The organism is Pseudomonas sp. AC532 (genome assembly GCF_979258965.1).
On sequence record NZ_OZ409888.1, the window covers coordinates 2,244,551 to 2,257,506 of the forward strand.

Annotated in this window: 9 protein-coding genes; 3 read left to right on the forward strand and 6 right to left on the reverse strand. The window is 64.8% G+C overall.

Annotated features, from left to right (window positions below; all coding sequences use genetic code 11):
* Nucleotides 1-7: 7 nt before the first annotated feature.
* Nucleotides 8-943, reverse strand: a complete 936-nt coding sequence (gene pfkB / locus ACZ0AV_RS10795) for a 1-phosphofructokinase (RefSeq protein ID WP_499151008.1) — start codon at nt 941-943, stop codon at nt 8-10.
* A complete protein-coding gene (gene ptsP / locus ACZ0AV_RS10800) occupies nt 943-3,825 on the reverse strand; it encodes a phosphoenolpyruvate--protein phosphotransferase (protein WP_499151009.1) in 2,883 nt (960 codons plus the stop codon). The genes pfkB and ptsP overlap by 1 nt, the downstream gene beginning before the upstream one ends.
* A 148-nt stretch (nt 3,826-3,973) precedes the next feature.
* On the opposite strand from ptsP, the gene cra reads away from it, so the two are divergent.
* Nucleotides 3,974-4,963, forward strand: a complete 990-nt coding sequence (gene cra, locus ACZ0AV_RS10805; RefSeq protein ID WP_499151010.1) for a catabolite repressor/activator — start codon at nt 3,974-3,976, stop codon at nt 4,961-4,963.
* On the opposite strand, the gene ACZ0AV_RS10810 is transcribed toward cra, so the two are convergent.
* Entirely contained in the window at nt 4,960-7,011 is a 2,052-nt protein-coding gene (locus ACZ0AV_RS10810) for an AsmA family protein (RefSeq protein ID WP_499151011.1), read from the reverse strand. The two genes, cra and ACZ0AV_RS10810, sit on opposite strands and share 4 nt — an antisense overlap.
* Before the next feature lie 147 nt (nt 7,012-7,158).
* Between ACZ0AV_RS10810 and ACZ0AV_RS10815 the strand changes: the two genes are divergently transcribed.
* Nucleotides 7,159-7,944: a TatD family hydrolase gene (locus ACZ0AV_RS10815; RefSeq protein ID WP_499151012.1), complete on the forward strand. Its 786-nt coding sequence runs from the start codon at nt 7,159-7,161 to the stop codon at nt 7,942-7,944.
* Nucleotides 7,945-7,951: 7 nt separating this feature from the next.
* On the opposite strand, the gene ampE is transcribed toward ACZ0AV_RS10815, so the two are convergent.
* From ampE to ACZ0AV_RS10830, 3 genes are all read right to left on the reverse strand, one after another.
* Nucleotides 7,952-8,788, reverse strand: a complete 837-nt coding sequence (gene ampE / locus ACZ0AV_RS10820; protein ID WP_499151013.1) for a regulatory signaling modulator protein AmpE — start codon at nt 8,786-8,788, stop codon at nt 7,952-7,954.
* A 9-nt stretch (nt 8,789-8,797) separates the two neighbouring features.
* Nucleotides 8,798-9,349 carry a 1,6-anhydro-N-acetylmuramyl-L-alanine amidase AmpD gene (ampD, locus tag ACZ0AV_RS10825; protein WP_499151014.1) on the reverse strand — a complete coding sequence of 184 codons (552 nt, stop codon included), beginning with the start codon at nt 9,347-9,349 and terminating at the stop codon, nt 8,798-8,800.
* Nucleotides 9,350-9,492: 143 nt separating this feature from the next.
* A complete protein-coding gene (locus ACZ0AV_RS10830) occupies nt 9,493-11,787 on the reverse strand; it encodes a DUF1631 domain-containing protein (RefSeq protein WP_499151015.1) in 2,295 nt (764 codons plus the stop codon).
* Between the two features lie 293 nt (nt 11,788-12,080).
* Between ACZ0AV_RS10830 and nadC the strand changes: the two genes are divergently transcribed.
* On the forward strand, nt 12,081-12,929 hold the full coding sequence (gene nadC / locus ACZ0AV_RS10835) for a carboxylating nicotinate-nucleotide diphosphorylase (protein WP_499151016.1): 849 nt from the start codon (nt 12,081-12,083) through the stop codon (nt 12,927-12,929).
* Nucleotides 12,930-12,956: the final 27 nt, after the last annotated feature.

A 12,956-nucleotide genomic window follows, 5' to 3' on the forward strand; every position in this document is an offset into this window, starting at 1 on the left:
CCTCTTGTTATTGTTTCAGCGTCACAGCCACCGCCGCTTCCAGGCGGGCGAGCTGTTGCCGATCATGAATACCGAAACCGATTTGCGTGACCGCCTGGGCGGCCACTGCCGTCGCCAAACGCAGCGTGCGCTCGGCGGGCCAGTCGCTGAGAAGACCGTGCAAAGTGGCCGCGAGCAGCGAATCGCCGGCGCCAACGGTGCTCACCACCTCGACCTGCGGCGGCTGCGCGTGCAGCACGCCATGAGGGCCGAACCAATCAGCGCCCTGTGCGCCGCGCGACAGCAACACATGCTCGATACCACCCTCACGCAACGCGCGGACGGCGTCATCGAGACGCTCCGTTGAAGGCGATTCCAGGCCACAGGCCTCAGCCAGTTCTTCCTCGTTGGGTTTGATCAGCCAAGGAGCAGCGGTCAGCCCGACACGCAACGCCGCACCACTGGTGTCCAGCGCCAGCGGCAAGCCGAGAGCCACCAGGCGACGTAACAGCGCACCGAACCACTCGACCGTCACGCCGCGCGGCAGGCTGCCGGCGACGACGACCGCGTCATGCCCCGAAGCGATCTGCTCGAGCTCATCCAGTAACTGCGCCTGGTGCGCTGCATCGACCTCCGGCCCGGGGCCGTTGAGATCGGTGACGCAGCCGTCACGCTCGGCGAGCTTGATATTGCTGCGGGTTTCGCCGGGCACCCGCACGAACGCGTCAATGAAGCCGCGACGCTGGAACAGCTGCTCGAACGGCGCAGCGTTGGCCTGCCCAAGAAAGCCGCTGACGGTAACCTTGTGACCGAGATCGGCCAGTACCTGGGAGACGTTCAGGCCTTTGCCTGCGGCATGACTGGCCATGCCCAGGCTGCGATTGACAGCTCCGGGCTGCAGGGTGTCGAGGCTTACGGTGAGGTCCAGCGCGGGGTTGAGGGTCAGGGTCAGAATGCGAGCCATCAGTGCGTCTCCTCGACCAGTGCGCGCACGGCTGCGGCGCTGCCCAGGGTCAGCGCCTGCTGCGCCTGTACCTGGCTGTGATGCAGATCCAGCTCGCGAATCCGCGCCTTGACCAGCGGGATGCTGCGCGCCGCGACGCTCAGCTCATCCACGCCCAGGCCGACCAACAGTGGAATAGCGAGCATGTCGGCCGCCAGTTCACCACACACGCCAACCCATTTTCCCTCGGCATGGGCCGCCTCGACGGTCATGCCGATCAGGCGCAGCACCGCCGGGTGCAGACCGTCCGCCTGGGCCGACAGAGTGGGATGGCCACGGTCGATGGCCAGGGTGTACTGGGTCAGGTCGTTGGTGCCGATACTGAAAAAATCCACCTCTCGGGCCAGTACCGGCGCCATCAGGGCGGCGGACGGCACCTCGATCATGATGCCCAGCTGCAGGTCCTCCAGGGGAATTTCCTGACGCAGCTGCTCGACCATCGCACGTGCCGCACGCCATTCTTCGAGTTGCCCGACCATCGGGAACATGATGCGCAGCGGGCGCCCGTCAGCCGCCTGCAACAGGGCGCGCAGCTGGGTTTGCATGATATCCGGGCGCTGCAGGGTCAGCCGTATGCCACGCACCCCCAGGAACGGGTTTTCTTCCTCCGGCATCGGCCAGTAGGGCAAGGGTTTGTCACCCCCGACATCCAGGGTGCGCACGACCAGAGGCCGGCCCTGCAGGGCATCGAGCACCCGCCGATACTCGGCCTCCTGGGTCGCGACGTCCGGCGCCTGGGCGTGGTCCATGAACACCAGTTCGGTACGCAGCAGGCCAACCGCTTCGGCGCCCAGTTCCACCGCCCCGACAGCTTCACCACTGGCGCCAATGTTGACGGCGACCTCGACGGCATGGCCGTCACGGGTGCGTGCCGGCTGCATGCGCTCGCCATGAGCGCGCTCACGGCGCTGCTCGCTGGCCTGCCGCTCACGCTCGGCGTGGGCGCGGGTGGCCTCATCCGGCGCAACCCACAGCTGCCCGCGCTCACCATCGAGCAGCAGCGCAGTGCCCTGCGCCAGGGCCAGCACCCCTTCGCCGGCACCGACCACGCAGGGGATGCCCAGGGCGCGGGCGATGATTGCGCTGTGCGCGGTCGCGCCACCGCGGGCGGTGACGATGCCGGCGACGCGCTGACGATCAAGGCTGGCAACGTCGGAAGGGCCCACCTCGCCCATCACCAGGATGTAGGGTTCGCTGGGCTCCTGAGGCGCCGCGACGCCGCAGAGTTGCGCCAGCACGCGCCGGCCGACATCGCGCAGATCCGCGGCGCGCTCGGCCAGCAACGCATCATGCAGAGACTCCTGCTGAGTGGCGGCCGCCTCTATCTCGCCGATCCAGGCAGCCTGGGCGCTGGCACCGGCCACCAGCCGCGCATCGACATCTTCACGCAGGGCCGGATCACGCAGCATCGCCTGATGGGTGACGAAGATATCGCGCACGCTGGCTTCCTGGCTGCGCTCGACCAGCCGCTGAATCTCTCCGTCGATATGCTGCAGCGCAGCATCCAGGCGCGCACGTTCTGCCGCCACCCCCTCACCCTCGGCGGGATAAGCGAGGCGCGGCACACGCCGTACGAACGCCGGGCCGCTGGCGATACCCGGCGATGCGGGCACCGCCTGCAGGCGCGCACCGGCCTCGGGTGCCACGGGCGCCAGGGGTGCCTCGGCCGGTTCCGAGACCCGGGCATCGACGGCCAGCGCGGCAGGCTCTGCCGGTAAGGGCTCGACCTCCTCGCCCAGGCCAGCACGAACGGCTGCCTCGATGGCCGGCAGGGCTTCATCGGCGACCGCCGGGTCGGCGCTGAACTCCAGCACCTGGCCACGTCGTGCGCCGAGCGCCAGCAGCTTGCTAAGGCTCTTGGCCGACACCCCAGCTGCAGCGCCCTCGACCAGGCGAACGCGAATGTCACCGGCATAGCGTTGGGCTAGCTCGCTCAGGGCCTTGGCCGGTCGGGCATGCAGACCATGGGCGTTGGCCAGGGTGATACGCAGCACTGGCCAGTCTGGCGGCAGCTCGGCGCCCAACGCTTCGAGTACGCCACGGCTGGTGGTAGCCTGCGCCAGCGCATCGCCCTGACCAGCGATCAGCAGGTCGCACAGACGCTCGAGCACCTGACGATGCCCCTCGCCCAGACAAGCGAGACAAAACAGCCCCGCAACCGCCTGGCCGTCGTGTTGCAACGGTTGCGCGGGGGTGACGAAGGCCAAACCCGGTCGTTCAACACACTGTTCGCTGCTCAGCCACCATAAACCGCTGCCTAGCGGCAGGGGCTGGCCCTGCACCAGGCTGCCGGAGAAGCCGGATGCCGTACAGCCGGCCTTCTTCAACAGACGTGCGCCCTGCCAGGCCAGCTCGTCGAGGTCCTCGGCGCTGACGCCCAACCCCACCAGTTGGCTGTCGAGCGCCAGCTCCTGAGGCGCGCCCTGCAGCAACGCAAGAATGGCCTCCGCCTCCCTGGCTTCACGCAACGCCTGGCTCAGGTCGCCTTCACCCAACGCGCGGGTCAGCAGTTGCAGTAGATGCAGGTGTTCATCGGAGCGTGCGGCAATCGCAATGGCCAGGTACACGCGCTGCCCGTCACCCCAGTCCACGCCATCAGGGTACTGGATCAGGCGCATACCGGTCTGGAACACCTGGTCGCGGGTTTCCGGGGTGCCATGAGGAATGGCGATGCCCTGACCGAGGTAAGTGGAGCCCTGCTGCTCGCGGGCCTGCATGCCATCCAGGTAACCCGCTGCCACCAGGCCGTCGGCGACCAGGCACTGCGCCAGTTCGGCCAACGCCTGCTGCTTGTCCGTAGCCTGCCGGCCCATGCGGATTTGCGAAGGGTGAAGTTCAAGCATGATGTTCTCCTCGTGCAAGCCGTCGCAGGTCGGGCTTGGCGGACAATTCTTGTTAGCTTAGTCGGCTGGTTTGCTGAATCGTTTCATCTAGTACTGGCACGTTACCTGATAATGGGTAATCCTTGAAGTCTGCCAGAGGAGACGCACCGTGAAATTGACCGACATCGCCCGCCTGGCTGGCGTCTCGCTGACCACCGCCAGCTATGTGATCAACGGCCAGGCCGCCAGGCGCCGGATTAGTGCGGCCACGGTCCAGCGGGTGCTGGCAGTGGTCGAGCAGCACGGCTATCGTCCCAATCCCCAGGCAGCCGGCCTGCGGCGTGGAGAAAGCCGCTGCCTCGGCTTCATCCTTCCGGACCTGGAAAATCCGAGCTATGCGCGCCTGGCCAAACTGCTGGAGCAGCGCGCACGTGCCGCGGGCTATCAGTTGCTGATCGCCAGCTCCGATGACCAGCCGGACAGCGAGCGGCAACTGATCGAGCTGTTTCGCTCGCGCCGTTGCGATGCGTTGATCGTTGCCAGCTGCCTGCCCGAAGACGCCCCCGAGTACCGTCAGTTGCTCACTGCCGGCACGCCGGTAATCGCGGTGGACCGCGCGCTCGCCCCCGGGCACCTCTACTCGGTGATCAGCGATGATCGCCGGGCTGGCGAGCAGCTGACTCGCAGCCTGTTGCAACCGGGGCAACGCCGCGCTGCACTGATTGGCGCACGACCCGAATTGCCGATCAGCCAGGCCCGTGAACAGGGCTTTCGTGATGCACTGGCAGGGGGCGACAACGTCATCAGCGTCAGCCATGCCGAGCAGTTCAGCCGCCAGTCGGGCTACCGGCAGATGGTCGCGCTAATGGTCCAGGGTGAACTGCCCGATGTTCTGGTGACCACCGCCTACGTGCTGCTCGAAGGCGTGCTAGACGCCCTGTACGAGCGGCCCGAGGTGGACATCGGCCGCCTGCGCCTCGGCACGTTCGGCGACGCGCAACTGTTGGATTTTCTGCCGATGCGCGTCAATGCCATCTCCCAACAGCATGAGCAGATCGCGCAGCGGGTGTTCGAGCGGCTGCTCGATGCCCTCGACGGCACTTACCAACCCGGCCTGGATGCCATCGAGCGGCACCTCAAGGTGCGCTTCGACGCCTAGCGCTCCTGGCGCATCTGCTCCAGCAGCGGCGCGCATTCGTTGGGCTCATCGCCACTGGGGGCGACCAGCGCAACCAGCCCCGCAGCAGGCGCCACCAGCGCGCCGAGTGCCAGCATGCCGGCCCCGCGCAGCATCAGCGGGCCTGCCTTCACGCCCGGGCGGGGATCCTTGAAGGTGCCACGCACATACAGCGGTGACCGCAGGGAGAACACCCGCAGGCCCTTGGACTCGGGATTGATGGTCAGGTCGAGCTGCTCGTTGCCGAAATTCACCGTACCGTCCACGCCGATCAGGGCATTTTCCGTGTCGATGACCATCAACTCGGGGCGCAGGACACCCTGCTTGATGTTCAGGTTGGCGGCCGCACAATTGATCTCCACCTCGTTGTCACCGAACAGGCGGCCAACCAGGTAATTGCCGACATTGAGCCCGGCGATCTCCATCAGGTTGCGACTGACTCGGCCGTCGTTGATCAGCAGCTTGACCTGGCCGTCGGCACTGCCCAGCAGAGTCGCCACCGAGTTACCGGTACCGTTGATCGTCGCGTCACCATTGAGGGCGCCCAGGCTGCTTTGCATCACCTCCACGCCGGGAAACAGCTGGCGCAGGCGAAAATTGCGCGCACGCAGCTGCGCCTGGGCCTTGAGCGGGGTGCCGCGGCCATTCAGGCGCAGGGTCGAGTCGAGCCGCCCACCGGCGACGCCGAAGCGCAGCGGCTCGAGGCTGAGCACACCCTCGTCGAGTATCACGTGGGTGAACAGGTCCGTGAAGGGCAACGCTTCGCTGTGCACGATGCGCTTGCCGGTGAAACGTACGTCGGCATCCATGTCGCGCCAGCGCTCGGTCCGGAACGCTTCGACGGGCAACACCTTGTTGTCTGGCTGCATGCTGGTGGCGCCACGCTGCTTTTTCTCGGCATTCGAATCGGCACCGATCAGTGGCGCCAGGTCGGCAAAGCGCAACTGGTTGGATACCAGCTCACCGGAGAGTTTCGGCCGCGGCTCGCGTGCCACGAACATCAGGCTGCCGTGAATATCACTGTCGCCGATCCGTCCGTTGAACTTCTCATAGCGGAATGATGGGCCTTGCGGGTCCTGCAGCGTCGCGATCAGGCGGCCATCGGTGGAATATGCCGGGCTGTCCGGCAGCGTAACGCCGGTCAGCGCGTGCAGATTGCCAAGGCTGGCCCCCGACAAGCGCAGCCGCAAATCCAGTGCGCCCAGGTTTTTCGGGTCGGTCAGGGTGCCGGCAACCTGGACGCGGGTAGTACCGGCCCGCACGTCAGCCTGCACGGGAAACGGCTGACGGGCGTCCTGCAGGGCAAGCAAGCCGCCAATCCGCCCACTGCCGTTCAGCGCCTGGCCCTTGTAGCGCCCCTTGGCCCGCCAGGCGAACGCGTAATCCTGTGGCGCGGCGGCCCCTTGTGCGGAGTCGCCGGCCGCTTTGCCGACGAGCTCGTCGAAGGCGATCGGCGCACCAAGTGGCTCGACTGAAAGGCCCAGGCTGGCCGGCAGGGTCTGGTCGTCGAAACGCACCTGGGCCTTGTCGAAACCAATGGTGCCGATGTCCATGATCCAGGGGGCTGCGGACTGTTCCTCGGGCTGCTCCTGCTCACCTAAATCCAAAGTCCAGTTGTTACGCCCATCGGCAAGCCGCTCCAGCGACGCATCGGCACCGGTCAGCTGGATACGGGGGATGGAAACGGTCTTCCACAGCAGCGGCAACGGCGACAGGCTGGCCTCCACCCGCTGCAGGGCGACGAAATGTTCGCCCTTGGCCCACTCGGGATTGCCCAGGCTGAGCTGCTCGGCCGACACCCGCGGCCAGGGAATCCAGGCGCGCAAGCCGGGCTCATCGGGCTCGCGCCGCCAGGTCACGGCCAGGTCACCCTCGATGGCAAACGGCCGGTTGAGCGCTTCGGATACGCGCGCATTGATGGTTGGCTTGAGCAAGTTCCAGTCGAACAGCACCAGAAAAAGCATCAGCGCTGCGATCACCAGCAACAGGCTGGCAATACACCAGCCGACTATCTTGCGAAGACGCATCATGAAACCGCCCTTTTACCTTGGCGATCCCCACAACCGCCTTCCCTGGAGGTTCGACTGGCCAAGTCCGATAATGACTCACCGAATGTTGCACCCGAGGTGTACAACACCGTCCTTTTATCCAAGTAATCGTCGCACCGGCAGGCCACCATGCAGTTGATCGACACCCATACGCACCTCGACTTTCCCGAGTTCGATGCCGACCGCGGCGCAGTGCTCGACCAGGCGCGCCAACTCGGCGTGCAACGCATGGTCGTGCTCGGCGTGGGCCTCTCCAACTGGCAGCGCCTGTGGGATCAGGTCGTGCAGCATGATGAGCTGTATGCAGCGTTTGGCCTGCACCCGGTGTATCTGAACGAACATGGCCCACGGGACCTGCAAACGTTGCAGGAGTGGCTGGAACGGCTGCACGGCCACGCCAAGCTCTGCGCGGTGGGCGAATTCGGCCTGGATTACTACCTGGCGGAGCTGGATCGCGAGCGCCAGCAAGCGCTGTTCGACGCGCAGCTGGCCCTCGCCGAGCGCTTTGAATTACCGGTATTGCTGCACGTGCGCCGTGCGCATGCACCGGTGATCGCCGCCCTGAAGCGCTACAAGCTGCAACGCGCCGGGATCATTCATGCTTTCGCCGGTAGTTATGAAGAGGCCAGGGAGTACCTGAAACTGGGCTTCAAGCTCGGCCTCGGCGGCGCACCGACCTGGCCCCAGGCCAAACGCCTGCGCCAGGTCATCCCGCGCCTGCCGCTCGATGCGCTGGTGCTGGAAACCGACTCGCCGGACATGGCGCCGGCCATGCATCCGAACGTGCGCAACAGCCCTGTCCACCTGCCGGACATCTGCAGCAACCTCGCGCAGCTGCTGGGCATTGCCACCGAACAACTGGCCGAAGCCAGCAGCCGGAATGCGGCGCAGCTTTTCGGCTGGACAGACCGCTAGGCAGGCCTCAGAAGAACAGCGTCCACAGGGCAATCGCGGCGTACCAGAGGATCGCCGCGCGCACCAGCAGTTGCCAGAGGCTGTCCAGGGTCGCTACACCCCCCTCACCGAGCGCCGGCTCCGGCGTCTCGGCGGCGGCACGGGCGGCTCCCGACGCCAGTTGGGCAGCCGAGATATCCCAGCTCAGAGCCTCGTGAAGCAGCGCACGGCTCACCGCGATGAAATTGCCGACCAGCGCAAAGCTGGCTGCCAGCACACGCACCGGCAACCAGTCGAAGGCATGCCGCAACTGCCCGGCGCGCTCACGCAACGCATCGGACTGCGCATGCTCGACCAGCAGCGCCAGCAGTCGGTAGGCCAGCGCAGCCAGTGGGCCGAGCAGGACATACCAGAAAATGACCGCGAAGAAGCTCTGGTAAGCCTGCCAGACCATGAAGGTCTGCACGTTTGGCAGCAGCGCCGCCTCGCCCTCGCCGTCCACGCCCAGGTCACGCTGCGCCACCAGATAGGCCGCTTCGCTGTCACCACGCCGCCAGCTGTCACGGAAGGGGCCGAGGGCCGCCAGCAAATCGCCGCGCCCCAGGCTGTAGATCACCACCAGCAGGTGCACAGGCAACAACAGCCAGCCATAGGCCAGCGGCGCGAGTAGTTTCAGGGCCAGCGCCAGCACCAGCAGCGGGATGCCGACCAGCAGGACGATGGCCAGCCATGGCGAATCGCTTGCCGTACCGCTACGTTCCAGGCGCGCCAGGGCACGCAGCCAGGGCTCGTCGTGCTGGATACGCTGGCGCCAGGATGAGAATTTTTCGATCCACACCACCAACAGCAACACCAGGAAACTCATGATGCCTCCTTAATCAATCATCAATGCCGAGCGCAGCCGCGCCCAGTCGAATGCGGGGCCAGGGTCGGTCTTGCGCCCAGGCGCGATATCGCTGTGTCCGCAGATGCGCTCGGCGCTGATCGCCGGATAGACGCGCTGCAGCTCAAGGGTCAGCTGTGTCAACGCAGCGTACTGCGCGTCCGTGAACGGCAGGTGATCGGTGCCTTCCAGTTCGATCCCCAGGGAAAAGTCGTTGCAATTGTCGCGCCCCTCAAAGCAGGACACGCCGGCATGCCAGGCACGGTCCAGGCACGACACGAACTGGATGACGGTACCGTCACGCTCGATCAGGAAGTGCGCGGACACCGTCATGCTGGCGATGCCGGCGAAATACGGGTGCGCGTCAGCCTGCAGGCAATTGCGGAAGAAGGCCTGCACGTGCCCGGTGCCGAACTGACCGGGCGGCAGGCTGATGTTGTGAATCACCAACAGGGAAATTTCGCCCTGCGGGCGCTCATTGAAATTGGGCGAAGGACAGTGCTGAATACCTTGAAACCAGCCGTCTTCGAGTTGCTTGTGCATGCGTGCCCCCCGAACGAGCGCACACTCTAGGGGCTGATCGCATTTCAGCGCAAGTTATGGTGGTGAAGGGCGATGTAACGACCCGCGGCCGTCAAAGCCCCAGGTGAGAGGATTTGGCCAGCGGCCGCGCGTGCGGGTGTGGCTCAGGCGCCCTTGAGACGGCGCAGGTTGCCGATCACCGATTCCAGCGCACGGTCGAACAGCAGTGCGTCATCCAGCAGGCGGATGGCATCGCGACGAAACTCGACCGCCAGCCCCATACGAGTCTTTTCCAGCACCTTCATACCGGTACGGTTGACGAAAATGAACTTGCCGGTCGGCTTGATGATGGCTGCCAGCTTGCAGCGCAACTTGTGTTCCTCGTCTTCCTGAAACTCCACCCAGCTACCGACACGCAGCGAGTCCACTTGCTGCAGCGCTTCGTCATCATCGGCGAGCACGGGCTCGTCTTCCTCGACACGCGACTGCCCAGGTGCCAACAGGACAATTTCCTCGACCACCTCGACCATCGCCGAAACGCTCTCCTCCTCTTCAGGCGGCAGCTCCAGCAGCGGCAACTCGATGCCGACCGCCGTCAGCGCGGCACGCTGCACGTCCTCGGATTCGGTGGGCGCAGAACGCTCGGCCTCTGGCAAGGTGCGCTTGAAGCGCTGGAATGCCTGGACGTGCAGCGCTTCGAGCTGGCCGAAGAATTCGCTGGTCGAGAACGGGTCGAACGCCGCGCTGGCCATGCCATCGCGCAACGACTTCAGCAAGCCGGGCACCAGTTCGAGCAAACGCAGCCGCGCCTCGGGGCTTTCATGGGGCTCGACGCTCCAGATCAGGTCGTCCATGGTCGCCAGCGAAGCCTGCCACTGCTCGGACTCGACACCATGCTTGAGGCAGGTGAGCATCATCACCTTGCTCCACGCCTCGCGCAGCAGACGCACCACCACTTCTGGCAGGGTCTTGCCGAGCAGCCGCGCGTTCAGCGCATGCTCGACCTCGCGCCGAGCAAGCTCGGCACGCGCACTGCCCTCTTCCGCGTCGCGGGTGCGCTGCTCGAGCAACTCACTGCGGCGACGCTCATCACCGGTGAAGGCCAGGAAATCGCCCAGCAATTCGGAGAAGATTGCCGGGTCATCGGTAAAGTCATTGAGCAGGCGCTGAACCACCTGCTCGATTTTCTGATAAAGGCTGTCGCGCTGGGTATGGTCATGTTCGCCCCAGCCCAAAGCCGCCGTGGCGATCTCGTTGAGCAGGCGACGCGCGGGGTGGCTGCCACGGCTGAAAAAGGTCTTGTCGAGGACGGCGACCTTGAGCATGGGAATCTGCAGGCGGGCAATCAGCGCTTTCAGGGAGTCCGGCAGGCTGCGGTCATCGAGGATGAACTCGAACAGCATCGACACCAGGTTGATGACGTCTTCATCGACCTCACCCACTACCCGAACCCTGCCACTCTTGGCGCTGGCGCGGGTCAGCAGGTGTTCCAACTGAGCGCGCAGGTCGACATCCATCGCCGCCTGAATGGGCGCACGCTGTTGCAGGTGCGAAAGCAGCCGCATCAGGTCATTGGTGGAAATCGGCATCGCGTCGGCCGGCGCCTGGCGCCGCAGCGATCCACCGTCGCGGGTCTGCGACAGCAGTTCCTGCAGAGCACCAAAGACTTCCCGAACTTCGTCATCGCCATAGGCGGACGTCAGATCGACCCCTTCGGCCTGCTCGTGACGTGCGGGGCGATTGGAGCTCGCCGTGCGACGCGGTGGCGCGGACTTCAGCTCCGGTAGCACACCGGCTTCGACCAGCATGGCATTGGCATCGCCATACAACTGCTCGAGGCCGCTGAGCACGTACTTCTCGAACAGCTTGAGGATGATCAGCTTGACCTTGATCTCGACACCCAGGCCACTGCACGAGTCGAGGAACAGCTCGCTGAGCGAGACCGGGCCAAGCGGATTGGATTTGTCGTCGAGTTTCTTGTTGACCACCGCATTGAGCCGCGTGGTCAGGTGGGTCAGCGCAACGTGATCGCGGCTGAGCACCTTGGCAATCATCGAATCCAGCGCGACGGTCTCTTCGAGCTCGTCATTCTGCACCAGGGATAGACTGTCGAAGGACACGGCGTCGAGCGTCGGCGCCTTGCCCACTACATACTGGTTAAGGCTGGCAAAGGACTCGAAGACCTTTTGCAGAAAGCCACGCTCGATGCCCTTGCGCTTGAGGCGCAGGTCGCGCATGGCTTCGAAGAAAGCATTTTGCTCGGCGTTGCTGGTGGCGCGATCAGCCATGTCGAACAGGGTATCGTCGGCATTGTCGAACAATGCCTGCAGCGCCTGCTTGAGCTGATTGGCAGCCCGGTCCCTGACCTGAATCAGGGACGCAGGTAGCCTGCCGGCAGCGGGATGAGCCGTTTCAGAAACCATTTTGTTCAGATGCACTACGTTGGCATCGGTTTTCATCACGATCTCCTGCGCACGGCGCTGGCGGAGCAAGCTGAAACAAGGTTGTGAGCCTCATCTCGACGCCAACCATATGGCGTCAATACTTCCGTATTAAAACATTATAGGAATGCCGCACCAGTTACCAAGCTAAATTCTTGCAGATATGACGCACTTCACAGGTGCCCGGTAACCGGCCGCAACAGGCTCCGGCATGTGACCGAAGGTTACCACCAGGGTTCATTTTTAGCCGATGAACGTAACATTGGTACCCACTCCCCCCTATAATCGCTTCCTTATTACCGGGAGGCCCCATGCCGAATCTACTGCTTACCGAGCTCAGCGCCGAGATCGAGGCCAACGTCCGCCGCAGCTTGCGCGAGGACATCGGCAGCGGCGACATCACCGCCCAATTGATTCCCGAATCCCGCCTGGCCCACGCTACCGTGATAACCCGGGAAGACGCAGTGGTCTGCGGTACCGCCTGGGTGGACGAGGTGTTCCGGCAGCTTGACCCCCGTGTGGCCGTGCACTGGCAGGTACAGGACGGCCAGCGGGCAACCCCTGACCAGGCGCTGTTTCACCTCGAGGGGCCTGCACGCGCACTGCTGAGCGGCGAGCGTAGCGCGCTGAATTTTCTGCAGACCCTGTCGGCCGTGGCCACCCGCTGCCAGCACTATGCGGACCTGGTGCAGGGCACCGAGGTGAAATTGCTGGATACCCGCAAAACCCTCCCCGGGCTGCGCCTGGCCCAGAAGTACGCTGTGACCCAGGGCGGCTGTCACAACCACCGGATCGGTTTGTTCGATGCCTTCCTTATCAAGGAGAACCACATCGCCGCCTGTGGTGGCATTGCCGCCGCGGTGAGCACCGCAAAGCAGATCGCCCCGGGCAAGCCGGTGGAAGTGGAAGTGGAAAGCCTGGACGAACTGGAGCAGGCCCTGGCTGCCGGCGCCGACATCGTGATGCTCGATGAATTGTCGCTAGAGGATATGCGCCGCGCCGTGGCGATCAATGCCGGCCGCGCCAGACTCGAGGCATCGGGAGGGGTGAACGAAAGCACGTTGCGCAGTATCGCCGAAACGGGTGTGGACTATATTTCCATCGGCACCCTGACCAAGGACGTCAAGGCAGTCGACCTGTCGATGCGCCTGTCGCTCTGAGCGCACTCGAACGACAACGGCGCCCGA

Bases quoted from the DNA above. Each gene is read 5' to 3' on its own strand.
- pfkB (WP_499151008.1), bottom strand. From the start codon at position 943: ATGGCTCGCATTCTGACCCTGACCCTCAACCCCGCGCTGGACCTCACC.
- ptsP (WP_499151009.1), bottom strand. From the start codon at position 3,825: ATGCTTGAACTTCACCCTTCGCAAATCCGCATGGGCCGGCAGGCTACG.
- ACZ0AV_RS10810 (WP_499151011.1), bottom strand. From the start codon at position 7,011: ATGATGCGTCTTCGCAAGATAGTCGGCTGGTGTATTGCCAGCCTGTTG.
- ACZ0AV_RS10815 (WP_499151012.1), top strand. From the start codon at position 7,159: ATGCAGTTGATCGACACCCATACGCACCTCGACTTTCCCGAGTTCGAT.
- ampE (WP_499151013.1), bottom strand. From the start codon at position 8,788: ATGAGTTTCCTGGTGTTGCTGTTGGTGGTGTGGATCGAAAAATTCTCA.
- ampD (WP_499151014.1), bottom strand. From the start codon at position 9,349: ATGCACAAGCAACTCGAAGACGGCTGGTTTCAAGGTATTCAGCACTGT.
- ACZ0AV_RS10830 (WP_499151015.1), bottom strand. From the start codon at position 11,787: ATGAAAACCGATGCCAACGTAGTGCATCTGAACAAAATGGTTTCTGAA.
- nadC (WP_499151016.1), top strand. From the start codon at position 12,081: ATGCCGAATCTACTGCTTACCGAGCTCAGCGCCGAGATCGAGGCCAAC.